The organism is Aeromicrobium sp. S22 (assembly GCF_009661045.1).
GTDB classification, from domain to species: domain Bacteria; phylum Actinomycetota; class Actinomycetes; order Propionibacteriales; family Nocardioidaceae; genus Aeromicrobium; species Aeromicrobium yanjiei.
Map to the genome: position 1 here is coordinate 135,516 of NZ_WJWV01000003.1, position 22,989 is coordinate 158,504.

At 71.3% G+C, this 22,989-nt stretch carries 28 protein-coding genes; 13 read left to right on the top strand and 15 right to left on the bottom strand.

Annotation, left to right across the window (positions count from 1 at the left end; translation table 11 throughout):
• Positions 1-11 precede the first annotated feature (11 nt).
• Positions 12-269 (top strand): WhiB family transcriptional regulator, encoded by a 258-nt coding sequence (locus GEV27_RS13585; protein ID WP_153651428.1) that lies wholly within the window; start codon positions 12-14, stop codon positions 267-269.
• 24 nt (positions 270-293) lie between these two features.
• Here GEV27_RS13585 and GEV27_RS13590 read toward each other — a convergent pair whose 3' ends face one another.
• The gene (locus GEV27_RS13590; RefSeq protein WP_153909584.1) at positions 294-1,499 is read right to left on the bottom strand and encodes an ArsA-related P-loop ATPase; all 1,206 of its coding nucleotides are present in this window, start codon (positions 1,497-1,499) and stop codon (positions 294-296) included.
• Positions 1,496-2,455 (bottom strand): ArsA-related P-loop ATPase, encoded by a 960-nt coding sequence (locus GEV27_RS13595; RefSeq protein WP_153651430.1) that lies wholly within the window; start codon positions 2,453-2,455, stop codon positions 1,496-1,498. The genes GEV27_RS13590 and GEV27_RS13595 overlap by 4 nt, the downstream gene beginning before the upstream one ends.
• Positions 2,456-2,565: 110 nt before the next feature.
• Between GEV27_RS13595 and GEV27_RS13600 the strand changes: the two genes are divergently transcribed.
• From GEV27_RS13600 to GEV27_RS13620, 5 genes are all read left to right on the top strand, one after another.
• Positions 2,566-2,721, top strand: a complete 156-nt coding sequence (locus GEV27_RS13600; RefSeq protein WP_153909583.1) for a DUF4177 domain-containing protein — start codon at positions 2,566-2,568, stop codon at positions 2,719-2,721.
• Positions 2,721-3,179 carry a RidA family protein gene (locus GEV27_RS13605; RefSeq protein WP_153651432.1) on the top strand — a complete coding sequence of 153 codons (459 nt, stop codon included), beginning with the start codon at positions 2,721-2,723 and terminating at the stop codon, positions 3,177-3,179. The genes GEV27_RS13600 and GEV27_RS13605 overlap by 1 nt, the downstream gene beginning before the upstream one ends.
• Positions 3,176-4,000, top strand: coding sequence for an NUDIX hydrolase (locus tag GEV27_RS13610; protein WP_228765268.1), 825 nt, complete (start codon positions 3,176-3,178; stop codon positions 3,998-4,000). Before GEV27_RS13605 ends, GEV27_RS13610 begins: the two co-directional genes overlap by 4 nt.
• Positions 3,997-4,767, top strand: a complete 771-nt coding sequence (locus GEV27_RS13615; protein ID WP_153934851.1) for an MBL fold metallo-hydrolase — start codon at positions 3,997-3,999, stop codon at positions 4,765-4,767. Before GEV27_RS13610 ends, GEV27_RS13615 begins: the two co-directional genes overlap by 4 nt.
• 178 nt (positions 4,768-4,945) lie before the next feature.
• The gene (locus tag GEV27_RS13620) at positions 4,946-5,842 is read left to right on the top strand and encodes a DUF559 domain-containing protein (RefSeq protein WP_153934852.1); all 897 of its coding nucleotides are present in this window, start codon (positions 4,946-4,948) and stop codon (positions 5,840-5,842) included.
• A gap of 102 nt (positions 5,843-5,944) precedes the next feature.
• On the opposite strand, the gene GEV27_RS13625 is transcribed toward GEV27_RS13620, so the two are convergent.
• Positions 5,945-6,622 (bottom strand): Crp/Fnr family transcriptional regulator, encoded by a 678-nt coding sequence (locus GEV27_RS13625; protein WP_153651435.1) that lies wholly within the window; start codon positions 6,620-6,622, stop codon positions 5,945-5,947.
• A gap of 166 nt (positions 6,623-6,788) precedes the next feature.
• Between GEV27_RS13625 and nth the strand changes: the two genes are divergently transcribed.
• From nth to GEV27_RS13650, 5 genes are read left to right on the top strand one after another with little or no spacing between them, the layout of a single operon-like run.
• Positions 6,789-7,454, top strand: a complete 666-nt coding sequence (nth, locus tag GEV27_RS13630) for an endonuclease III (RefSeq protein WP_153935034.1) — start codon at positions 6,789-6,791, stop codon at positions 7,452-7,454.
• Positions 7,451-8,056 (top strand): TlpA disulfide reductase family protein, encoded by a 606-nt coding sequence (locus tag GEV27_RS13635; RefSeq protein WP_153651436.1) that lies wholly within the window; start codon positions 7,451-7,453, stop codon positions 8,054-8,056. Before nth ends, GEV27_RS13635 begins: the two co-directional genes overlap by 4 nt.
• The gene (locus tag GEV27_RS13640; RefSeq protein WP_153651437.1) at positions 8,053-8,703 is read left to right on the top strand and encodes a CoA pyrophosphatase; all 651 of its coding nucleotides are present in this window, start codon (positions 8,053-8,055) and stop codon (positions 8,701-8,703) included. Before GEV27_RS13635 ends, GEV27_RS13640 begins: the two co-directional genes overlap by 4 nt.
• Positions 8,655-9,872 carry a MarP family serine protease gene (locus GEV27_RS13645; protein ID WP_309222247.1) on the top strand — a complete coding sequence of 406 codons (1,218 nt, stop codon included), beginning with the start codon at positions 8,655-8,657 and terminating at the stop codon, positions 9,870-9,872. Before GEV27_RS13640 ends, GEV27_RS13645 begins: the two co-directional genes overlap by 49 nt.
• Positions 9,872-10,693 (top strand): hypothetical protein, encoded by an 822-nt coding sequence (locus tag GEV27_RS13650; RefSeq protein WP_153934853.1) that lies wholly within the window; start codon positions 9,872-9,874, stop codon positions 10,691-10,693. Before GEV27_RS13645 ends, GEV27_RS13650 begins: the two co-directional genes overlap by 1 nt.
• Here GEV27_RS13650 and GEV27_RS13655 read toward each other — a convergent pair.
• The 3 genes from GEV27_RS13655 to acs form a co-directional block, all read right to left on the bottom strand.
• Positions 10,690-11,079: a phage holin family protein gene (locus GEV27_RS13655; protein ID WP_153651439.1), complete on the bottom strand. Its 390-nt coding sequence runs from the start codon at positions 11,077-11,079 to the stop codon at positions 10,690-10,692. The two genes, GEV27_RS13650 and GEV27_RS13655, sit on opposite strands and share 4 nt — an antisense overlap.
• A gap of 38 nt (positions 11,080-11,117) precedes the next feature.
• Positions 11,118-11,288 carry a hypothetical protein gene (locus GEV27_RS13660; protein ID WP_153934854.1) on the bottom strand — a complete coding sequence of 57 codons (171 nt, stop codon included), beginning with the start codon at positions 11,286-11,288 and terminating at the stop codon, positions 11,118-11,120.
• A 136-nt stretch (positions 11,289-11,424) separates the two neighbouring features.
• Positions 11,425-13,383, bottom strand: a complete 1,959-nt coding sequence (acs, locus tag GEV27_RS13665; RefSeq protein ID WP_153934855.1) for an acetate--CoA ligase — start codon at positions 13,381-13,383, stop codon at positions 11,425-11,427.
• 128 nt (positions 13,384-13,511) lie between these two features.
• On the opposite strand from acs, the gene GEV27_RS13670 reads away from it, so the two are divergent.
• Positions 13,512-14,330, top strand: coding sequence for a LuxR C-terminal-related transcriptional regulator (locus tag GEV27_RS13670; protein ID WP_153934856.1), 819 nt, complete (start codon positions 13,512-13,514; stop codon positions 14,328-14,330).
• 7 nt (positions 14,331-14,337) lie between these two features.
• Here GEV27_RS13670 and GEV27_RS13675 read toward each other — a convergent pair whose 3' ends face one another.
• The 9 genes from GEV27_RS13675 to GEV27_RS13715 form a co-directional block, all read right to left on the bottom strand.
• Positions 14,338-15,978, bottom strand: a complete 1,641-nt coding sequence (locus GEV27_RS13675; protein ID WP_153909577.1) for a cation acetate symporter — start codon at positions 15,976-15,978, stop codon at positions 14,338-14,340.
• On the bottom strand, positions 15,975-16,313 hold the full coding sequence (locus tag GEV27_RS13680) for a DUF485 domain-containing protein (RefSeq protein ID WP_153651444.1): 339 nt from the start codon (positions 16,311-16,313) through the stop codon (positions 15,975-15,977). The genes GEV27_RS13675 and GEV27_RS13680 overlap by 4 nt, the downstream gene beginning before the upstream one ends.
• A 189-nt stretch (positions 16,314-16,502) precedes the next feature.
• Complete coding sequence (locus tag GEV27_RS13685) at positions 16,503-17,993, bottom strand: cation acetate symporter (protein ID WP_309222248.1); 1,491 nt, start codon at positions 17,991-17,993, stop codon at positions 16,503-16,505.
• A complete protein-coding gene (locus tag GEV27_RS13690; protein ID WP_153651446.1) occupies positions 17,990-18,391 on the bottom strand; it encodes a hypothetical protein in 402 nt (133 codons plus the stop codon). The genes GEV27_RS13685 and GEV27_RS13690 overlap by 4 nt, the downstream gene beginning before the upstream one ends.
• Positions 18,388-19,122 carry a LytTR family DNA-binding domain-containing protein gene (locus GEV27_RS13695; protein WP_153651447.1) on the bottom strand — a complete coding sequence of 245 codons (735 nt, stop codon included), beginning with the start codon at positions 19,120-19,122 and terminating at the stop codon, positions 18,388-18,390. The genes GEV27_RS13690 and GEV27_RS13695 overlap by 4 nt, the downstream gene beginning before the upstream one ends.
• 41 nt (positions 19,123-19,163) lie before the next feature.
• On the bottom strand, positions 19,164-20,303 hold the full coding sequence (locus GEV27_RS13700) for a sensor histidine kinase (protein WP_153651448.1): 1,140 nt from the start codon (positions 20,301-20,303) through the stop codon (positions 19,164-19,166).
• Between the two features lie 25 nt (positions 20,304-20,328).
• The gene (locus GEV27_RS13705; RefSeq protein WP_309222249.1) at positions 20,329-20,940 is read right to left on the bottom strand and encodes an energy-coupling factor transporter transmembrane component T; all 612 of its coding nucleotides are present in this window, start codon (positions 20,938-20,940) and stop codon (positions 20,329-20,331) included.
• On the bottom strand, positions 20,937-21,635 hold the full coding sequence (locus GEV27_RS13710; RefSeq protein ID WP_309222250.1) for an ABC transporter ATP-binding protein: 699 nt from the start codon (positions 21,633-21,635) through the stop codon (positions 20,937-20,939). Before GEV27_RS13710 ends, GEV27_RS13705 begins: the two co-directional genes overlap by 4 nt.
• A gap of 2 nt (positions 21,636-21,637) precedes the next feature.
• A complete protein-coding gene (locus GEV27_RS13715) occupies positions 21,638-22,216 on the bottom strand; it encodes a biotin transporter BioY (RefSeq protein ID WP_228765269.1) in 579 nt (192 codons plus the stop codon).
• A gap of 117 nt (positions 22,217-22,333) precedes the next feature.
• Here GEV27_RS13715 and GEV27_RS13720 point away from each other — a divergent pair, with 117 nt between their 5' ends.
• Positions 22,334-22,918, top strand: a complete 585-nt coding sequence (locus tag GEV27_RS13720) for a TetR/AcrR family transcriptional regulator (RefSeq protein ID WP_153934858.1) — start codon at positions 22,334-22,336, stop codon at positions 22,916-22,918.
• Positions 22,919-22,989: the final 71 nt, after the last annotated feature.

The window sequence follows — 22,989 nt, forward strand, 5'->3', positions numbered from 1 at the left end:
GGAGGTACAGGATGTGGAATGAGAACTGGGCGGCTGAAGCCGCCTGTCGGGGCAAGTCCGACGCCTTGTTCGTCAAGGGCGCCGAGCAGAACCGTGCGAAGCAGGTCTGCGGGACGTGCCACGTCCGGGCGGAGTGCCTGGCCGAAGCGCTGGACAACCGCATCGAGTGGGGCGTCTGGGGCGGCATGACCGAGCGCGAGCGCCGTGCGCTGCTGCGTCGTCGCCCGAACGTCACCGCGTGGCGCAGCATCCTCCAGGTCGCGGTCTAGCCAGTACGTCTGGCCCCCACGTCCTCACGCCTGCTGGTCGTCGCCGCTCAGCAGCGATCCGATCCGGCGCAGGCCGTCGAGATCGTGCACGTCACCGGCCAGCGCTGCCACCGACACCGTCGGCACGGCGGGGTGCGCCGCGCTGAAGCGCTTCTTGAGGCGTGACTCGCGCGCGTCGACCCGCATGCGGTCGGCGTGGATCGCCAGCAGCTCGGCGGTCATCTTGTCGGTCTCGTCGCCCGCTGCGAGCCTGCGCCCCGCGGACTCCGCGTCGGCCTCGGTGATGCCGTCGGCGCCGTTCTCGTGGACGCGGTTGACGACCAGGCCGGCCAGGGGCATCTGCTCCGCGGCGAGGCGCTCGACGAAGTACGACGCCTCGCGCATCGCGGCCGGCTCCGGTGCGGCGACCACCACGAACGCGGTGCCCTCGGCCTGCAGCAGCGCGTAGGTGCTCTCGGCACGCTGGCGGAACCCGCCGAACAGGGTGTCGAACGCCGCGATGAACGTCTGCATGTCGGTCAGCACCTGCGCGCCCAGCACCTTGTTGAGGGCGCTCGTCACGATGCCGAAGCCGGCGCTCAGCAGCCGCGCCGGTCCCTTCGCGGGGGCCAGCATGAGCTTGATGAACCGGCCGTCAAGCATCGACGACAGCCGGTCGGGCGCGTCGAGGAAGTCCAGTGCGGACCGTGACGGCGGGGTGTCCACGACGATGAGGTCCCAGCGGCCGGTCGCGTGCAGCTGGCCCAGCTTCTCCATCGCCATGTACTCCTGCGTGCCCGCGAACGAGCTGGACAGGGCCACGTAGAACGGGTTGCTGAGGATCTGCTGCGCCTTGTCGGGTGTCGCATGCTGCTCGACGACCTCGTCGAACGTCCGCTTCATGTCCAGCATCATCGCGTCGAGCGACCCGCCGGCGCTGTCGTCGACGTCCTTGACCGGTCGCGGGGTGTTGTCGAGCTCGGTCAACCCCATCGACTGGGCGAGACGGCGCGCGGGGTCGATCGTCAGGACGCACACCGTGCGGCCCTTCTCGGCGGCGCGGAGGGCCAGGGCCGCGGCGGACGTGGTCTTGCCCACTCCGCCGGAGCCGCAGCACACGACGATCTCGGTCGTGCGGTCGTCGAGCAGCGCGTCGACGTCGAGCCGACCGGCGACGGTCGTACGGGTGCCGCCGCGCGGCGTCGTCCGTCCCTTGCGGGCCGAGGGGGTCGTCTGTGCCTTCCCGGTCATGCGAGGTCTCCCAGCTGGTCGGCGAGCTCGAACAGGGCACCCAGGTCGATGCCGTCACCCAGCAGCGGCAGCTCGACGAGGGGGACGCCGCACTCCTCCAGGATCGTGCGCTGCCCGTCCTGCAGGCGCTGGCGCTCCAGGTGGGCCAGGCCACCCTCGATCAGGTCAGGGGCGGCGGCCGGCTCGAGGCCCACCCGCTGCAGGGACTGCTCGACCTGCGACGGCGCGAGCGTGCCGTCCTCGAGGGCGTCACGGGTGGTCGCCGAGACGAGCGACGGGCGTACGAGGTTGAGGATCACGTGACCGACCGGGAGCCGCTCGGACGTCAGCTCGGCGATGCCGTCGATGGTCTCCTGGACGGGCATCTCCTCCAGCACCGTCACGAGGTGGACGTGCGTCTGCGGCGAACGCATCATCTCCATGATCGAGTCGGCCTGGCGGCGGATCGGGCCGACCTTGGCGAGACCGGCGACCTCGGAGTTCACGTTGAGGAAGCGGGTGATGCGCCCCGTCGGCGGCGCGTCCATGATGACCGCGTCGTACGAGAACGAGTCGCCGTCGCGGCGACGGGCGGCCTCGTAGACCTTGCCGGTCAGCAGCACGTCGCGGACGCCGGGGGCGATGGTCGTGGCGAAGTCGATGATGCCGAACTTGTCGAGGGCCTTGCCCGCCCGGCCGAGCCGGTAGTACATCGCGAGGTACTCCAGCAGCGCGGCCTCCGGGTCGATCGCCAGCGCGTAGACCTCGCCGCCGCCCAGGCCGACCGCGATCTGACGCTCCTCGTAGGGCAGCGGCGGGACGTCGAACAGCTGGGCGATGCCTTGGCGGCCCTCGACCTCGCACAGCAGGACCTTCTTGCCCTGCCCGGCGAGGGACATGGCCAGGGCGGCGGCGACGGTCGTCTTGCCGGTGCCGCCCTTGCCGGTGACGACGTGGAGCTGGGTGGAATGGGGCACGTGTCGAGCCTACCGAGGACAGGCCAGATCGCCCGTCGATCGCGGGCATCCGCCGGCAGCGGGCATCGGCGGGCCCCCCGTGGGCGGCGTGCAGCGATACAGTCGGGCCCATGACGAAATGGGAGTACCTCACCGCCCCGGTCCTCGTGCACGCCACGAAGCAGATCCTCGACAACTTCGGCCAGGACGGCTGGGAGCTCGTGCAGATCGTTCCCGGCATGAACCCGGAGAACCTGGTCGCCTACTTCAAGCGCCCGGTGAGCTGATGGCTGCCGTCGACGACCGCCTCGCCGAGCTCGGCCTGTCCGTCCCGCCGGTGCCGGCCCCCGTCGCGGTGTACGTCCCGGCGGTGCGCTCGGGATCGTACGTCTTCACGTCGGGCCAGCTGCCGCTGCAGGACGGCCAGCTCCTGGCCACCGGCAAGGTGGGCGGCGACGTCAGCGCCGACAACGCGTACGACTGCGCGCGGCAGTGCGCGCTCAACGCGATCGCGGCCGTGAAGTCATTGGTCGACCTGGACGACGTGGTGCGAGTGGTCAAGGCGACGGTGTTCGTCTCCAGCACGCCCGACTTCACCGGCCAGCCGGCCGTCGCCAACGGCGCCAGCGAGCTGTTCGGCGCCGCGTTCGGCGATGCCGGCCAGCACGCCCGCAGTGCCGTCGGCGTGCCCGTCCTGCCGCTGGACGCCCCGGTGGAGGTCGAGCTGGTCGTCGAGGTCCGATGACCGTCCGCATCCCGATGCCCGCGCGGCTGCGCGAGCGCGCCGTCAACCCGCCGGCCGATCCGGCCGTTCCGAAGGACGCGGCGACGATCGTCGTCGTCCGCGACGGCGAGCAGGGCATCGAGGCGTACCTCATGCGGCGGCAGACGTCGATGGCGTTCGCGGCCGGGATGTACGTCTTCCCCGGTGGCGGGCTGGCGGCTGCGGACGTCGAGCTGCCGACGCCGTGGTTCGGCCCGGACGCCGCGGACTGGGGTCGCCGGTTCCGGTGCGCCCCCGACCTGGCGCGTGGTCTCGTGGTCGCCGCAGTTCGCGAGACGTTCGAGGAGACCGGCATCCTCCTGGCCGGCCCCGACGGCGACACGGTGGTCGCCGACACGAGCGGCGCGGAGATGCAGGCCGCCCGTGAGGCCCTGGAGGCCGGTGAGCTCGCGTTCGCGGACTTCCTGAACCGCGAGGGCCTCGTGCTGCGGGCGGACCTGCTCGGCGCCTGGGCGCACTGGATCACCCCGGCGTTCGAGCCGCGTCGTTATGACACCCGGTTCTTCGTGGCGGCGCTGCCGGAGGGGCAGCAGGTCGGCACGATGAGCCGCGAGGCGGACCGCGCCGACTGGGCGCCGCTGAGTGCGGTGCTGCGGGCGGTCGAGGCCGGGGAGGCGGCGATGATGCCGCCCACCGTGACCGCGTGCCGGGAGGTGTCGGCCTTCACCGCCGGCACCGTGCTCGCGGCAGCCGCCGAGCGGAAGATCCACACGGTCCTTCCCGCGCTCGTCGTCGTCGACGGCGAGCCCTATCTCGAGACCGACCTCGGAGGTCCCGCATGAGCAGCAGCGCCGTCACCGTCTCGGAGCGCGCGTCGTACGTCCTGGCCGACAACCCGGGACTGATGACGCTCGACGGCACCAACACGTGGATCCTGCGGGAGCCCGGAGCCGCCCGCTCGGTCGTCGTGGACCCGGGACCGGCCGACGACAGCCACCTGCAGGCCGTGCTGGACGCCGCGGGAGAGATCGCGCTGGTGCTCTTCACCCACCGGCACCACGACCACACCGAGGCGCTCGAGCGGATCGTCGAGCTGACCGGGGCGCCCACCCGCTCGATCGACCCCGCGTACACGCGCTCCGCCGACGTCCTGGCCGACGGGGAGACGATCGACGTCGACGGTCTGCGGCTCGAGGTCCTGGCGACGCCGGGGCACACCACGGACTCCGCGTGCTTCCTGGTCGGCGCCGAGCGTCTGCTGCTCAGCGGCGACACGATCCTGGGTCGCGGCACCACGGTCATCGCGCACCCCGACGGCGTCCTCGGCCCCTATCTGGACTCCCTCGCCCGCGTCCGTGAGCTGGTCGAGGAAGGGCTGGTCGAGCAGATCCTGCCCGGCCACGGCCCCGTCGTCACCGATCCGCTGGCGGTCGTGGACTTCTATCTCGAGCACCGTGCCGAGCGCCTCGACCAGGTCCGTGCCGCGGTCGCCGCCGGAGCGACCACTCCGCGCGAGGTCGTCGAGACGGTCTACCAGGACGTCGACCAGACCCTGTGGCCCGCCGCCGAGCAGAGCGTCGCCGCCCAGCTCGCCTACCTGCGCGCCTAGCCCCGCCCGCCGGTTCCAAGATTTGGCGGGTTTGGCCCGCCACACCTCACGAATCGTGAGTTTTGGCGGGCTCAAGGCGCCAAATCTCGGTGTCCACAGGTCGGGCAGCGGGCGTACGCCGTCCACAGCCCGGGACTCGCGGGTTCAGCTCGGCTGCGGCCTCCCGGATCGTCGGGGGATGGAACCTGTCCCTGCGGCGCTGGTCGGGCGCGCGTTCACGGTCGCGGACGCGGCTGCCGCGGGCGTGGGTCGCCGAGCCCTCCAGGGGCCGCGATTCGCCACGGTGCACCGGGGCGTCTTCCGCGCAGTGGGCACGCCGGCCACGCTGGACCTGCGCGTCCGCGGCGCCCTCCTCGTGCTGCCCGAGGACGCGGCGCTGAGCCACCAGACCGCGCTCGTGTGGTCGGGCTACGACGGCCTGCCCGACGACCCGTTGCACTTCTCGACAGCGTCGGGCACCCGGATCGACCGGCCCGGGATCGTGCTGCACCGCCGCCAGTTCCGGCTGCGCTCGGCCTTCGTCCACGGGGTGCCGGTCCTCGACCCGGCGCGGACGTTCGTCGACGTCGCGACGGACGTGGACGACCGCGAGCTCCTGCGCATCGGCGACTGGCTCGTCCGGCAGGGATCCGTGGACCTGCTCGACCTGCGCGCGTTCGCGATCGCGGAGCACCTCGACGGTGTGCAGCGGGCGCGCCGCGTCGCGCCGCTGGTCAGGGAGCGGGTCGACTCGGTCCGCGAGTCCGACGTGCGCTGGATCGTGTGGTCGAGCGGTCTGCCGATGCCGGAGCCCAATGCGGGGATCTTCGCGGCCGAGGGCATCCACATCGCGAACGGCGATCTCGTGTACGAGCGATGGAAGGTGCTGGTCGAGCACGACGGCTGGCACCACGAGCGCGATGCCGGGCAGCGACAGCGCGACCACCTGCGGCGCGAACGGATCGAGTCGCTCGGCTGGCGCGTCATCGTCATCACGGCCGAGGACTTCGCCGATGAATCACAGATCGCCTGGCGGGTCTACAACGCGCTCGCCGAGCGCGGCTATCGCGGCGCCCGTCCGAGATGTGTCCGCTAGAGCCCGCCAAACATCACGCGGCGTGACATGTGGCGGGCCAAACCCGCCAAATCTCGGAGACGGAGACGGAGACAAAGACGGGGCGGGGCGGACGGGGAGGGGTCAGCGGGCGCGGCGCTGGAGGCGCTCGAGGTCGAGGATGACGACGCTGCGGGGCTCGAGGCGCAGCCAGCCGCGTGAGGCGAAGTCGGCCAGGGCCTTGTTGACCGTCTCGCGGGAGGCGCCGACCAGCTGGGCGAGCTCCTCCTGCGTGAGGTCGTGGTTGACGTGGATGCCGTCGTCCGCGCGGCGGCCGAAGCGCGACGCCAGGTCGAGCAGCGCCTTGGCGACGCGACCGGGGACGTCGCTGAAGACCAGGTCGCCGACGACCTCGTTGGTGCGGCGCAGGCGGCCCGCGAGCTGGTTGAGCAGCGCGTGGGCGACATCGGGGTGGGCGCTGAGGACGGGGCTCAGGGCCTCGTGGCCCAGCGACTTCAGCTCGACGTCGGTGACGGCCGTGGCGGTCGCGGAGCGGGGTCCGGGGTCGAAGAACGACAGCTCGCCGAACATTTGACCGGGTCCGAGGATCGCGAGGAGGTTCTCGCGGCCGTCGGGGGACGTGCGTCCGAGCTTCATCTTGCCGTCCGTGACGACGTACAGCTGGTTGCCGTCGTCGCCCTCGTTGAAGAGGATCTCTCCGCGGCGCAACGAGCTCGACGACATCGAGGACTCGAGGGCCTCCGCAGCCTCGTCGTCGAGGCCGGAGAACAGCGGTGCCTGGCGCAGAACGTCGTCGGTCACGGTCTTCCTATCGGTCGTGTCACAGAGGTCACGATGTGTGCACCCTCCCGCAGTTTCCCACATCCGGGCGTCTCACCGCGAGCCACGCGCCGGGGGACGTACTCTGGAGCACGTGCCGACCACCGTGACCCGACCGGACACAGCCCTGGTCCGCCGGGCCCGCAAGATGCATCGCGTGCTCGCCGAGACCTATCCCGAGGCAGGGTGCGAGCTGGACTTCCGTACGCCGTTCGAGCTCCTCGTCGCGACCGTCCTGTCGGCGCAGACGACCGACCGACGGGTCAACGCGATCACCCCCGCGCTGTTCGCGGCGTTCCCCGATCCGTACGCGATGGCGGGCGCCCCCCGCGCCGAGCTGGAGGAGATCATCCGGCCGACCGGATTCTTCCGGGCCAAGACCGACAGCCTGCTGGGCCTGTCCGCCGCGCTGGTTGAGCGGTACGACGGCGAGGTCCCCGCTCGCCTGAGCGACCTGGTCACCCTGCCGGGCGTCGGCCGCAAGACCGCGAACGTCGTGCTGGGCAATGCGTTCGGCGTCCCGGGCATCACGGTCGACACGCACTTCGCCCGGCTCGTCCGACGCTTCGAGTGGGTCACCGAGGACGTCGCGAAGAACCCGGTCAAGACCGAGCACGCGGTCGGTGCGCTCTTCCCTCGCAAGGACTGGACGATGCTCAGCCACCGGCTGATCTGGCACGGGCGCCGCCGCTGCCACGCCAAGAAGCCGGCCTGCGGAGCCTGCCCCGTGGCCCACTGGTGCCCCGCGTACGGGACCGGGCCGACCGATCCGGTCGTCGCGGCCGCGCTCGTGACCACCCAAGGGCCCGCATGAGGATCCGGGCGCTGGTCGCCGTCGCCGCCCTGCTCACGGTCGCAGCCTGCGGGTCCGACGAGCCCACGAGCACGAAGCCGACGTTCGGGGGCCCCGCGCCGACGTTCGCACCCGACGAGCTGAGCGGTGCCAAGGAGGCCGCCGGGATCGAGGACTGCCCCGCGCCGGGCCGACCTGCCGCGGACCTGCCGGACGTCACGCTCGAGTGCCTCGGCGGCGGCCGTGCGGTCGACCTGTCGGCGCTCGGTGGCAAGCCCACCGTCATCAACCTGTGGGCGAGCTGGTGCGCGCCGTGCCGCAACGAGATGCCCCTGCTCGCCAAGGCCGACGAGGCGTACGGCGACCGGGTCCAGTTCATCGGCATCGACTTCAAGGACGCCGCCCCCGACGACGCGATCGAGCTCGCCCGCGCGACCGGTGTGACGTACCCCCAGCTCGTCGACCCCGAGGGCACGACCGTCGCCTCGCTCAAGGTCGTCAACCTGCCGCAGACGATCTTCGTGGACGCACAGGGAAGAATGGTGGCCACGGAGCGCAAGGAGTTCCGTTCGTACGCCGAGCTGACGGCCGCGATCGACGATCATCTGGGAGTGGCGCCATGACGGCCGATGGCCTGCCCGACTGGCTCCGGCCGCTCGAGGAGCTCGCCGCGTCCGTGGACGCGGGGCAGCTGTCGCCCAACTTCCCCAGCGTCCCGCCCGATGCGCGCCCGGCCGCGGTGCTGATGCTGTTCTCCGAGGGCGAGGCGGGCCCCGAGCTGCTGCTGACCGAGCGCGCGGCCACGATGCGCAACCACCCGGGCCAGATCGCGTTCCCGGGCGGCAAGTCCGATCCCGAGGACGCGGACGCGGCGGCGACCGCCCTGCGCGAGGCGCAGGAGGAGGTCGGCGTGGACCCCGGCACGGTCGAGGTCTTCGGCACCCTGCCGACCCTGTGGCTCCCGCCGAGCAACTTCGCCGTGACACCCGTGCTGGGCTTCTGGCGCGAGCCGAAGCCGCTCGGACCGGTGAGCGACCAGGAGGTCGTCACGGTGATCCACCAGCCCATCCGCAGCCTGGTCGACCCGCTCAACCGGTTCAGCGTCCGGCACACCTCGGGCTGGATGGGGCCAGCATTCGAGGTGGGCACCCCGATGCCGCTCTGGGGCTTCACCGCAGGAGTCATCTCCCGGCTGTTCGAGCGGCTCGGCTGGGAGCAGCCGTGGGACGACAGCGTGACCCGACCGCTGCCCGAGCTGCCCTCGCGATGAACTCCTTCGACCTGGTCATCGTGGTCATCCTGGTGGCCTATGCGGTCTCGGGATACGTCCAGGGCTTCGTGATCAACCTCGTCGCGACGGTGGGCCTGCTGATCGGCGGCCTGCTCGCGATCGCGCTGGTGCCGCAGGTCCTGTCCGGCGGCACGCCCACGCTGTCCAGCTCGCTGCTCGCGCTGGGCCTCGTGATCGGCGCCGCGGCGATCGGCCAGGCCATCGGCACGTACGTCGGCTCGGTCCTGCGCGACGGGCTCACGTGGCGTCCCCTGCGGTGGGTCGACGCGGTCGCGGGCAGCGCCCTCAGCATGGTCGCGGTGCTGTGCGCCGCGTGGGCGCTCGGCTACTCCGTCAGCGGGACGTCGATCCCCTACCTGTCGACCGCCTCGCGCGACTCCTCGATCCTCCAGCGCGTCGACGGCGTCATGCCGGCGCAGGCGACCTCGGTGCTGCGGTCGTTCAACGAGGTGCTCGACTCCAACCTGTTCCCGCGCTACATCGACCCGTTCGAGAGCGAGGACATCGCCGAGGTCGGCCCGCCCGACACCGCGACGTTGGCCCGACCGGGCGTGCAGAAGGCCCGCGAGAGCGTCGTGAAGATCCTGGGCCAGGCCAGGTGCGACCGGGGCATCGAGGGGTCCGGCTTCGCGTACGCCGACGGCCGGGTCATGACCAATGCGCACGTCGTGGCCGGGGTCGAGGCACCGTCCGTCGTCGTGGGTGATCGCCGGGTGCCGGCACGGGTCGTGCTGTTCGACCGCGACCTGGACGTCGCGGTGCTGGCCGTGGACGGGCTCGGCCTCGAGCCCCTGGCGTTCGACCGCGGCGGCAAGGCCGGCCAGTCCGCAGCGATCCTCGGCTATCCCGAGAACGGTCCCTTCGACGCAAGGGCGGCCCGGATCCGCAGCGAGATGCGGCTGCGCAGCCCGGACATCTACGACCGCGGGCAGGTCGTGCGCGAGACCTTCTCGGTCCGCGGGCTGGTCCGCTCGGGCAACTCCGGCGGGCCGCTCGTGTCGAGGGACGGATCGGTCCTCGGCGTGATCTTCGCGGCCTCGGTCTCCAACAAGTCCACGGGCTATGCGCTGACGGCCGACCAGGTCGCCGAGGACGCCCGCAAGGGCATCGCGGCCACGCAGCCCGTCTCGACGGGGGAGTGTGCCTGATGCGGTCGTTCTCGTCGCTCGTCGCGTGGCTCCTGACGGTGCTCGCCGCGATCGTGACCGTGCCGCTGCTGTGGGTCTCCTCCCACGTCGCGCAGGAGGACGGGTACGTCGAGTTCAGCAGCCAGCTGGCGATGGACGACGAGCTCCAGGTCGCGTTCGCGGACTACCTCGCCGACGACTTCGTGCAGCGCGGCGTGCTGCCCCGACGTCTCGAGGACGTCGCGGCGTCCGCGCTCGCCGCGGTCGCCCGGACGACGACCAATCAGCCGGGCTTCGTGGAGGCGTGGGAGCAGACGCAGCGCAGCCTGCACCGGTCGGCGTTCTCGGACGCGAGCGGGCCGCTGACCGTCGACGTGAGCCCCATGGCGCAGTTCGTCACCGATCGGGTCGACAAGGACCTGCCGGTGTCGTTGCGCGTCCCCCAGGACCTCACGGTGTCGATCGGCTCGGCGTCCGACCGTGAACGGCTCCAGGCCGTCTCGCAGTCCACGACATTCGGCCTGCTGGGGCTCCTCGTGGTGATCGTGGCCGGTGTGACGTCGCTGCTCTCGGCCCGCAGCCGTCCGCTCGCGGTCGCGGCCCTCGGGGTCGGCGCGCTGGTCGTGGCGGGCGTGGTCCGGTTCGCGTCGTCGGAGATCGCACCGCGCCTCGTGGACGAGGCGAAGGACGAGAACGCGTTCGCTCGGACGGTCCAGCGCCTGCTGGTGGATCGCGCGTCGGACTCGCTGGCCGGCTGGCTGGAGTGGATCGCGATCGGCGGGGCCGTCGCGATCGTCGTCGGCCTGGTCGCCCGGTTGGCGACGGGCCGACGGGCCTCCTAGCTCGTACGACCCTTGAGGGCCGCGGGGATCTCGCGTGCGGTCGCGATCGTCTTCTCGGGGGCGCGGATCTTCTTCAGCATCTTGATGCCGATGAAGATGAGAGCCGCCGCGAGCACGAGGTAGACGCCCGCGACGATCAGGAACGCCCACGCGGGGTCGAGTCCCGTCCAGGTCAGGAAGTACGCGAACGCGATCGACAGCAAGATGATGATGAGCAGGCCGAAGAAGGCGGCGACCGCGATCATCGCCGCGCCGACCCCACCTGCCTTGGCGCTGAACTTGAGCTCGCTCTTGGCGAGCTGGATCTCGGCCTGCACCAGGGCGGAGATGTCGCGGCTGGCATCGGCAACGAGCCGACCGATCGTCGGGTCTTCCGTGGAGCTCATGGGTGCGAGCCTACAAGCGTTCGGGCACAGTGCGCAGGTCAGCGTCCCAGCACCGTGAGGATGCCGACGTCGGGGGAGTGCCAGATCATGTTGCCGCCGACCACGACGCCGAGCAGGAGCGCACCGGCGACCAGATCGGTCCGCACGCGGCGGCGGTTGTGGGCAGTCGACTCGGCGGCACGCTCGGTGCTCGTGAGGGTCGGTTCCATGGGCCCATCGTGCCCAGATCGACCTGACCGAAACCTGAACGTGACCCGTCCTGCGCCTGTGCGTGTGGCCAACACCACACGAGTGGCGCAGTCGGGCGGGTCCGGTGGACCGCCCCACTGCGCCACTCGCAGGCGACTAGTCCTCGTCGGTGGCCTTTTGCATGCCGCTCGTGATGAGGTCCATGACCCCGGAGTCGGCGAGGGTCGTGGTGTTGCCGACCTCGCGATTCTCTGCGACGTCGCGCAGCAGGCGCCGCATGATCTTGCCCGAGCGGGTCTTGGGCAGCTCGGGGACGACCATGATCTGGCGCGGCTTGGCGATGGGCCCGATCTCCTTGCCGACGTGGTTGCGCAGCTCGGTGAGGACCTCGGTGCCGCCGTCCCCGGCGGACTCGCGCAGGATCACGAACGCGACGACGGCCTGGCCGGTCGTGTCGTCCGTGGCACCCACGACCGCGGCCTCGGCGACCTTGGGGTGCGACACGAGCGCGGACTCGATCTCGGTCGTCGAGAGCCGGTGCCCCGACACGTTCATGACGTCGTCCACGCGGCCGAGCAGCCAGATCGCGCCGTCCTCGTCCTTGCGGGCGCCGTCGCCGGCGAAGTAGTACTGCGGCCAGCGCGACCAGTACGTCTTCTTGTAGCGCTCGTCGTCCCCCCAGATCGTGCGCAGCATCGAGGGCCAGGGCGCGGTGATGACGAGATAGCCGCCCTCGCCGTTGTCGACCGGCTTCCCGGCGTCGTCGACGACCTCAGCCGAGATGCCGGGGATCGCGGTCATCGCGGACCCGGGCTTGCCGGACGTGACGCCGGGCAGCGGGCTGATCATGTGGGCGCCGGTCTCGGTCTGCCACCACGTGTCGACGATCGGGGTGCGACCGCCGCCGACGTGGTCGCGGTACCAGACGTACGCCTCGGGGTTGATCGACTCGCCCACCGAGCCAAGGATGCGCAGGCTGGACAGGTCGAACTTCGCGGGGATCTCCTCGCCCCACTTCATGCAGGTGCGGATCGCAGTGGGCGCGGTGTAGAACAGCGTGACCTTGAACTTCTCGATGATTTCCCACCAGCGGCCCTTGTGCGGGGTGTCGGGGGTGCCCTCGTAGAGCACCTGCGTCGCGCCGTTCGCGAGCGGGCCGTAGACGATGTACGAGTGGCCGGTCACCCAGCCGACGTCGGCGGTGCACCAGTAGACGTCGTCGGGCTTGTGGTCGAAGACCGCCCAGAACGTCCACGCCGACTGCACCAGGTAGCCGCCGGTCGTGTGCAGGATGCCCTTCGGGGATCCGGTCGTCCCGGACGTGTACATCACGTAGAGCGGGTGCTCTGCGTCGAACATCTCCGGGGTGTGCTCGGTGGAGGCCTGGTCGACGGTCTCGTGCCACCAGACGTCTCGGCCCTCGGTCCACTCGACGTCCTGGCCGGTGCGCCGCACGACGAGGACGCCGGTGACGTCGGGGCACTTCTGCAGCGCCTCGTCGACCGCGGGCTTGAGCGCCGACGGCGAGCCCCGGCGGAAGCCGCCGTCGGCGGTGATGACGACCTTGGCGTCGCAGTCCAGGATGCGGCTGGACAGCGCGTCGGCGGAGAAGCCGCCGAACACCACGGTGTGCGGGGCGCCGAGGCGCGCGCAGGCCAGCATCGCGACGACCGCCTCGGGGATCATCGGCAGGTAGATCGCGACCCGGTCGCCGGTCTCGACGCCCAGGTCGATCAGCGCGTTCGCGGCCTGGGACACCAGGTCCTTGAGCTCGGAGTAGGTGATGTCGCGGGTGTCGTCCTCGGGCTCGCCGACGAAGTGCAGCGCGACCCGGTCGCCGTTGCCGACCTCGACGTGGCGGTCGACGCAGTTGTACGCCGCGTTGAGCTTGCCGCCGACGAACCACTTCGCGAACGGCGCGTTCGACCAGTCCAGCACCTCGGTGAACGGCGTGCCCCAGTCGAGGCGGTCCGCCTGCTCGCCCCAGAACGCGACGGGGTCCGCGGCCGCGGTCTCGTAGACGTCGGCCTTGACGTTCGCGTTCGCGGCGAGATCCGCCGGCGGGGCGAACGTCCGCTCCTCGCGGGACAGGTTGCTGATGTTCTGCTCGGTCATGTCGTCTCCTGGTGCTCGTGGTCCGGCACGGGACGGGCGCGGTGAGGCACCCGTGGCACACTGCTGTGGTCTACCCCACATCGTGGGGTGGTCGAGGGGGATGGTCTAGCCCCGAAAGGGGGTACGCGATGACGGTCGACGTGCGTGCCGACGACCTGGAGGTGCTGCGCGCGTCCGCGGCCCGGCTGCGGCGCGACTGGGACGTGCCGCTGGTGTTCGGCGGCCTGCGCGACGAGCACGGCGTGCCGGTGACCCTCACGCTCGGCGAGGTGACGACCGATCTCGCGACGATCACGATCCGGCCCTCGCTGGGGCTGGGCGGCAAGACCTGGCTGAGCCGCCGCCCCGCGTACGTCCGCGACTATGGGAGCTCGCTCGACATCACGCACGAGTACGACCGGCAGATCCTCGGCGAGCGGGTCACGTTCCTCGCGGTCGTGCCGATCGTGGTGCGCGACGACGTCCGCGGGCTGCTCTACGCCGGCACCCGCGGCGGCGAGCCGCTGTCGGAGGCTGCGCTCGAGGCGCTGGTCGCCGAGGCGCGCAAGGTCTCGGGCGAGCTGGAGATCCGCGACGAGGTGGACCGGCGGGTACGCCTGGCGCAGTCGGTCGCGGCGGCCGGGCCGAGCACCGTGGAGCGGCAGCTCCTGCGAGATGCGTTCGCCGAGATGCGGATCATCGCTCGCGAGACCGCCGATCCGCGCACCCGCGAGCGGCTCGAAGCCCTGCTGGTGAAGGACGCCCGCAGCGAGATCACCCTCACCGCGCGGCAGCTGGACGTGATGGCGCTCGTCGCGGCGGGGTGCCGCAACGTCGAGATCGCGGAGCGGCTGGGCCTCGGCACCGAGACGGTCAAGAGCTATCTGCGCAGCGCGATGGCCCGCCTCGGTGCCCGGTCGCGGCACGAGGCCGTGGCGGCTGCTCGCCGTCACGGCCTCCTGCCTTGACCGGTGACTATTTCTCAGAGCCCGCACCTGTCATCGAGCGGACGTCCAGCTCGACGTAGCGCGCCTCGGCGTCCGCGTCGCGGGCCGTCACGGTGCCCAGCCAGCCGAAGAAGAAGCCGAGCGGGATCGAGATGATGCCGGGGTTGGCCAACGGGAACCAGCTGAAGTCCGCGCCGGTGATCATCGCGGTCTCCGAGCCGGAGACGACCGGGGAGAAGATCACCAGGCCGACGCACGAGATGAGTCCGCCGTAGATGCTCCAGACCGCACCGCGCGTGTTGAACCGGCGCCAGAACAGGTTGTACAGCAGCGACGGCAGGTTGGCCGATGCCGCGACCGCGAACGCCAGGGCCACCAGGAACGCGATGTTGAGCTTCTGCGCCGGGATGGACAGCGCGATCGCGACGCCGCCGATCACGAATGCCGCGATGCGGGCGACCTTGACCTCCTGCTTCTCGGTGACCTTGTCCTTCTTCCAGACGTTGGCGTACAGGTCGTGCGCCACGGACGACGCGGACGTCAGGGTCAGGCCCGCGACCACCGCCAGGATCGTGGCGAACGCGACCGCCGAGATCAGGGCCAGCAGCACCGCGCCACCGGTCGAGCCCGATCCGCCGCCCACTGCTTCGGCGAGCAGTGGCGAGGCGAGGTTGCCGCCGGAGTCGACGATCTCCTGCTTCTTGTCGCCCTTGACCAGCGCGGCCGCGCCGAAGCCCAGCACGAGGGTCATCAGGTAGAACGCGCCGATCAGGCCGATCGCCCACAGCACCGACTTGCGCGCCTGGCGGGCGGTCGGGACGGTGTAGAAGCGGATCAGGATGTGCGGCAGTCCCGCCGTGCCGAGCACGAGCGCGAGTCCGAGTGAGATGAAGTCGATCTTGGACTCGGTCGACACGCCGTACTTCAGTCCAGGCTCGAGGAACGCCTTGCCGGCCCCGCTCTCCTCGGCCGCGGTGCCGAGCATGTCGCTGAGGTTGAAGTTGAACTTCGCGAGCACCAGCACCGTGATGAGGATCGTGCCGACCATGAGCAGGACGGCCTTGACGATCTGCACCCACGTCGTGCCCTTCATGCCGCCGACGACGACGTAGAAGATCATGAGCGCGCCCACGACCGCGATCGTGAGGTTCTTGGCGGTGTCGTTGTCGGGGGAGACGCCGAGCAGCAGTGCGACCAGGGCGCCGGCGCCGACCATCTGCGCGAGCAGGTAGAAGATCGAGACGACGACGGTCGAGGTCGCCGCGGCGGTGCGCACGGGACGCTGCTGCATGCGGAACGCGAGCTGGTCGGCCATCGTGAACCGGCCGGAGTTGCGCAGCAGCTCGGCGACGAGCAGCAGGGCCACGAGCCAGGCGACGAGGAAGCCGATCGAGTACAGGAAGCCGTCGTAGCCCGACAGGGCGATCGCGCCGGAGATGCCGAGGAACGAGGCAGCCGACATGTAGTCGCCGGCGACCGCGAAGCCGTTCTGTGCGCCGGTGAAGCTGCGCCCGCCCGCGTAGTAGTCCGCGGCGGTACGGGTGTTGCGGCTCGCCCAGAAGGTGATGGCCACGGTGATCAGCACGATCACCACGAACAGGGAGCCGGTCAGGAGCTGGTTGCTGTCGTCGTCGCTGGCGGCGCGCAGCACGGCGGCGGTGGTGCTCATCGCTCGATCTCCTGCTCGTACTCCTCGCGGAGGCGGTCCGCGATCGGGTCCATGCGGCGGGCGGCGAACATCGCGTACCAGATCGCGATGCCGAACGTCGTCACGAACTGCAGCAGGCCGAAGACCAGGGCGACGTTGATGTTGCCGAACAGGACGTGGCCCATGAAGTCGTTCGCGTAGTTCGACGCGAGGACGTACAGCAGGTACCAGGCCATGAAGGCGATCGTCAGCGGCACGACGAATCGCAGGTAGGAGCGCTTGAGCTCGGCGAAGTCGTCCGACGCATGGATGCGTTGATACGCCTCGTGAGCCTCCGTGGAGATCTTCTCGGTCACCGTGAGTCACCTCGTCCGTGGAAAGGGCAGACGGCGCGGAACGCGCCACCCGCCTCGAAACTAGGGTCCTCGGGCCCTGTGAGCCAGATCACGTCCGGCCCGCTGCGACGAAGGGCGGGAGGCGGAGCGACGTGCGGTCGGGCGGCCGCGACGAGCGGTCGTGATCGGGGGATGAACGGTCGTGCCCGCTCAGAACCGCCGGTCGACCTCGAGCCGCTCGGGGGTGTGCAGCCGCACCATCGTGCGCGACACGTTGACCGGGACCCGGCTGCGGGTCGCGAGGGACACGCCGATCATGAGCCCGAACCCGACCGGCACGGACCACGCCGCGGGTTGGCTCATCAGCGCCCCGAACCACCCGTCCGGGCTCGTCGCGATCGTGAGGACCGGTGCGACCCCGGCGCAGAGCCCCCCGCCGACGAGTCCCGCGATGGCGCCTGGTGCCGTGAGCCCGCGCCACCAGATGCCCAGCACGAGCAGCGGGCAGAACGTCGACGCGGCGAGCGCGAAGGCGAAGGTCACCGAGTTGGCGACCGAGATCCGCTGCGCGGACAGGGCCAGCACGAGTGGGACGACGATGCAGCCCACGGCGGCGAGCCGCAGGGCGGTGATCGTCGAGATGCGGCCACGCGCGAGCCCTTGGCCCACGACACCGGCGATGGACATCGTCAGGCCCGACGACGTCGACAGGAACGCCGCGAATGCCCCCGCGGTCAGCAGTGCGGCCAGGACCTCGCCGGTCGTGCCGCCGATCATGCGCCCGGGCAGCTCGAGCACCACGGTGTCCGTGCCCCCCGAGGTGACCAGGTCTCCGGCGTAGATGCGTCCGAGCACCCCGTAGACGGTCGGCAGGAGGTAGAAGACGCCGAGCAGCGCGAGCACCAGGAGGGTCGTCCGACGTGCGGCGTGGCCGTCGGGGTTGGTGTAGAAGCGGACCACGACGTGGGGCAGGCCCATCGTGCCGAGGAAGGTCGCGACCATGACCGAGTACGTCAGGTACAAGCCCGTCCCGCCGGTCTGGCTGAACGGCTCGAACCAGCTGCCGGGAGCGGCCGGCGCCGGACGCCCGTCGCCGTTCCACGCGTGGACGAGGAAGAACAGCGGGATCAGCAGCGCGGTGAGCTTGAGCCAGTACTGGAACGCCTGCACGAACGTGATGCTGCGCATGCCGCCCGAGACGACGTTGACCACGACGATCGCGGCGACCACGACGGTGCCGACCCAGGTCGGCGCGCCCGTGACGGTCCGCAGCGTCAGCCCCGCGCCCTGGAACTGGGGCATCAGGTAGAGCCAGCCCACCGCGACGACCAGCAGGCTCGCGACCCGCCGCACGCCGTCGGACTGCAGCCGCACCTGGGCGAAGTCGGGGATCGTGTACGCCCCTGAGCGGCGCAGCGGGGCGGCGACCAGCACCAGGAGCATGAGGTAGCCGGTCGTCCACCCGATCGGGTACCAGAGCATGTCGGCGCCGAACGCCAGCACGAGGCCCGCGATGCCGAGGAACGACGCCGCCGACAGGTACTCCCCGCCGATCGCCGAGCTGTTGAGGACCGGGCTGACCGAGCGCGACGCGACGTAGAAGTCGCTGGTGGTCCGGCTGACGCGCAGCCCGAACGCGCCGATCGCGAGGGTCGCGACGGCCACGAGCGCGACGGCGACGATCCCGTAGGTCGAGCTCACGTGTCGTCGCCGTCAGGATCGACGAGCGCCGTGAAGTCGCGCTCGGCGCGCTCGGCCTGGCGGATGTAGAGCCAGCCCAGCGTGAACAGGAACGGGTAGACCAGGACGCCCAGCACGATCCAGGGCAGCGGCACGCCGAGGACCCTGGCGTCGGTGACGGCGTCGAAGGTCAGGAACACCACGGGGAGTGCCCCGATCGACAGCAGGAGCGTGAGGGCCACGGTCATCGCGGCGCGCAGCTGCGAGCGGATGAGCGAGCGCATGTAGATCTCGCCGACCCCGGTCGACTCGTCGATCTCCTGGCGGACGCTGCGGCGCACGTGCGGCGAGGCGGTCGTGAGCGGGCTCGTCACGCGGACCCGTCCGGTCGGCGCCGCGCCGTGCGGCTCGTCGCTCACAGCGCGCGTTCGTGGATCAGGTCGCGCAGGGTCCGGGTGTGGCGGCGGGCGACCTGCAGCTCGACCCGGTCGTCGCCCACTGCCATCACGACGCTGCACCGTCCGGCCTGCATGCGCACCTCACGGACGCGGGCGAGATTGACCACGAGGCTGCGGTGCACCCGGGCAAACCCGGCGTCGGCCCACTCCTGCGCGAGCACCCCGAGGGTCGTCCGGACGAGGTGGCTGCCGCCGTCGTCGACGTGGAGCCGCACGTAGTCACCCTGTGCCTCGACGTACGCGACCGACGCGCGGGACACGAAGCGGGTGACCCCACCGAGCTCGACCGCGATCTGCTCGTCGCCGGTCTCGGTGGTGTCGGTGCCCTCGACGCACGCGCGGCGCACGCTCTCGCGCAGTCGCTCCTCGCGGATCGGCTTGAGCAGGTAGTCGACCGCGTTCATCTCGAAGGCCTCGACCGCGTGCGCCTCGTGGGCCGTCACGAACACGATGCGGGGCGCCTCGCGGAACCGGCCGAGCAGCCGGGCGATGTCCAGGCCGCTGAGCCCGGGCATCGCGACGTCGAGGAAGACCACGTCGATGCCGCCCTGCTCGAGCACGCGCAGGGCGTCGGTGCCGCTGCGGGTGGCCCGCACCGAGGCGATGCGGTCGTCCCGCTCGAGCAGCCACACGAGCTCGTCGAGGACGGGTTGCTCGTCGTCGACGACCAGGGAGCGCAGGCCGGCAGGCATGCAGTGATCTTGGCCGAGCGTGACCCGCGCCACAACCCCGGTCAGGCCGCGGGGCCGACGGCGGGGGAGAACTTGGGCACGCGCAGCGACACCTTGGTGCCGAATCCGGGCGCGGTCTCGACCACGATCCCGTACGCATTGCCGTAGACCGTGCGCATCCGCTCGTCCACGTTCGCGAGGCCCACCGACGCGCTGGGGTTGCGGCCGGACAGGGCTGCGCGGACGATCTCGGGGTCGACGCCCGCGCCGTCGTCCTCGATCGTGATGAGGCACTCGGTGCCCGCGTCGTGGGCCGTCACGGTGATCGTGCCGTCGCCGGCCTTGCGCTCCAGGCCGTGGCGCACCGCGTTCTCGACGAGCGGCTGGACCGACAGGAACGGCAGCGTGACGCTGAGGACCTCCGGCGCCACGAGCGTCACGATGCGCAACCGGTCGCCGAAGCGGGCCTTCTCCAGCACGAGGTAGCGCTCGATCGAGCGCAGCTCCTCGGCCAGGGTCGTGAACTCGCCGTGCTGGCGAAATGAGTAGCGGGTGAAGTCCGCGAACTCGAGCAGCAGCTCACGCGCCCGCTCGGGATCGGTACGCACGAACGAGGCGATCGCGCCGAGCGAGTTGTAGATGAAGTGCGGGGAGATCTGCGCCCGCAGCGCCCGCAGCTCGGCCTCCATCAGCGCGGTGCGGGAGGTCGCGAGCTCGGCGAGCTCGAGCTGGCTGGACATCCACCGGGCGATCTCCGTCGTGGCCCGCGCCAGGCCCGCGGACGCGTCCTCGCTCATCACGACGACGCTGCCGACGACCTGGCCCTCGACGGCCAGGGGCGCGACGATCGCGGACCCCGAGGCCTGGGTCGTGCCGCTGCCGATCGCCGCGGACATCAGGTCGGCGACGTCGTCAAGCCCGCCCGGCCCGTCCCAGGCGAGGGGTCCGACGGTGTCGGTGATCGCGACCGTCCGGGTGCCGAGCAGCGTCCGCAGGTGCGGCAGGGTGCTGGACGCGCTCTCGGCGTCGAGCCCACGGCGCAGCGCAGGTGCGGCGAGGGCCGTCGTGTGCAGGGTCTCGTACGTCGCGCGGTCCTCGGGGGTGCCGAGGCTCGGCCGGCGGGACAGCAACCACCACCGCGCGAACGACGCGATCGCGACCAGGGCGATGACCGCGAGGATCGCGGTCAGCAGGTTGTCCATCGCCCGACGCTACGACGTCCGGGGGTCAGTCGTCGCCGATGCCGCGGGCGTGCAGGGCGGCCCCGGTGTCGTACGCCTGGGCGACGGTGCGGATCGCCATGGGCACCAGCAGGGCCCGTGGGCTGCGCTCGAGGCCCCGGGCCTTCGCGGCGGCGCGGGTCTCGTGCGCGATCTCGAGGACTCCGGGGATCGCGCGGATCATGAGCGAGAACGCGAGGGCCACCTTCTCCGGGTTGACGCCCAGCCGGCGGGCCGGGCCGAGCCCCCGGGTCAGGGCGTCGAGCATCGCGTCGATGCGTGTCGTGCCGGTGAACACGAGGGCTGCGGTGACGAGGGCGACCAGGTCGCCGACGACGTGGATCGCGGTCGGCCAGCCGCGCTGCCAGACCTGGAACGCAGTGACGAGGAGGACGACCGGAAGAAGGGGGCGCAGTCCGCGCAGGAGCGCCCGGACCGGCAGCCGGGCCCAGGCGACCAGCACCAGTGAGAACGCCACGAACGCGACGGACGACCACGGGCCGCGGACCACCACGGTGAGCACGCCGTACAGCGCGAGGAGTCCCAGCTTGGGGCCGGCCGGCAGCCGGTGGAGCCAGGTCGTGCCGGGGCGGTACGCGCCGAGCGGTGAGGCGATCACGCGCCGACCAGCGACCGGTAGAAGCTGACCGCGTCGGCCGCCGGGCCGTCACACACGATGCGGGCGTCGTCGACCACGAGCGCGCGGTCGCAGCGCAGGGCGAGGTCGAGGTCGTGGGTGACCAGGACGAGCTGCTGGCTGAGCGAGAACAGCCGGTCGGCGACGATCCGGGTGTTGCGCAGGTCCAGCAAGGTCGTCGGCTCGTCCGCGACGAGGATCCCGGGATCGGTCGCGAGCACGCCGGCGAGGGCCAGCATCTGCTTCTGACCGCCCGACAGGGCGTGGACGGTCGTGTCGGCCTTGCCGGCCAGGCCCACACCGGTGAGGATCTCCAGCGCCCGGGCGTGGCGGGCCTTCTTGTCCTTGATCGTGCGCCGCAGCGACAGCGCGATGTCCTCCGCGCAGGTGGGCATGACCAGCTGGGCGTCCGGGTTGGTGAACACGAAGCCGACCGATCGGCGTACCCGCGGACCGTCACGGACCGTGTCGAGCCCGTCGATCGTGACGTGTCCCGAGCTCGGCTCGACCAGGCCGTTGAGGAGGCGGGCCAGCGTGGACTTGCCCGAGCCGTTGCTGCCGATCACCGCGATGCGGTGCTCCGTCAGGCGCAGGGTGGTGGGGTGCAGCAGCGGGAGGTCGCCGTCCGGTGTCTGCACCGTGACGGCGACCTCGTCGAGCGCGATGGTCGGTGGCACGGTCAGCGTCGCGCCGCCAGCTGCGGGAAGGCGCGCAGCACGGCAGCCGCGACGACCGCGGCCAGCACGCCCTTGACGATGTCGGCCACGAAGAACGGGGTCGCGTAGCCCCACGCGACGGGCAGGCTCACGTCGAGCTTGAGCGCCATGCCGATCGTGCCGAGCGTCCCGACGACCGCGATCGTGACGACGGCGGCGGCGACCGACACCACCGCGACGAACGAGGCGGGGCTGGTGCGGGCGACGCGGTGGGCGACGAGCCCCACGAGGAGCGCGGCGAGCGGGAACGCCGCGAGGTAGCCGGCCGACGGGCTGACCCACACCGCGGGCCCAGCGCCGCCCTGCGCGAAGACCGGGAGGCCCGCGGTGCCGGCCGCGAGGTAGAGCAGCACGGTGAGGAGCCCGCGCACCGCGCCGAGCACCGACGCGGCGAGGAAGATCGCGAACATCTGCAGGGTGAAGGGCACGTTGATCGAGCCGACGGTGAGCTGGGCGCAGACCGCGATGAGCGCAGCGAACGTCGCGATGAGGGCGAGATCCGACGTACCGATCGACGCCTTGCGGCGCGTGCGCGTGGCCATGACCATGATCGTGCTCCTGCCGTGACGGTGACGCCACCTGAACGGTGCTCAGGTGAACGGTGTTCAGGTTAGCCGATAGGCTGATCGTGCTGTCAACGTGACGTCCTCGGAGGATCCATGCGCTACCACCGCACCGACATCGTCGAGCGTGCCGTCGGCATCCTCGACGCGTACGGGCTGGCTGACCTGTCGATGCGCCGGATCGCCTCCGAGCTGGGCCTGCAGCCGTCCGCGCTCTATCACCACTTCGGCAGCAAGCAGGAGCTGCTGGCCGCGGTCGCCGACGAGCTGCTCGACCGCGGTGCGCGGCCGGACGTGCCCGAGGTGTCGTGGGACGAGCGGGTGCTGGCGCTCAGCCACGAGCTCCGCGACGCGATGCTGGCCTACCGCGACGGGGCCGAGCTGGTCGCCACCGCGCACGCATACGGCCTGGGTGTCCGCTCGCCCGTGGAGCGGCTGGCCACTGCGCTCGAGGGTGCCGGCTTCGACGAGGCCTTCGCGCGGACGGCCGCGATGACCGTGCTGCACTTCGTCTTCGGCCACGTCACCGGCGAGCAGGCGCACCGACAGGCCAACAGCGCGGGGGCGATCGACGCCGATCCGCTCGGCCGGGCCGACACGGGCTCGTTCGACCTCGGCCTCTCCCTCATCCTCGAGGGCATCCGCCACCGCCGCCCGGCGACCACGAAGCGCGAACCCTGACGCAGGAAGGGCGAGCGAAGCAGGCCAACGAGCCTGTGAACGCAGGAAAGGGCGAGCGAAGCGAGCCAGCC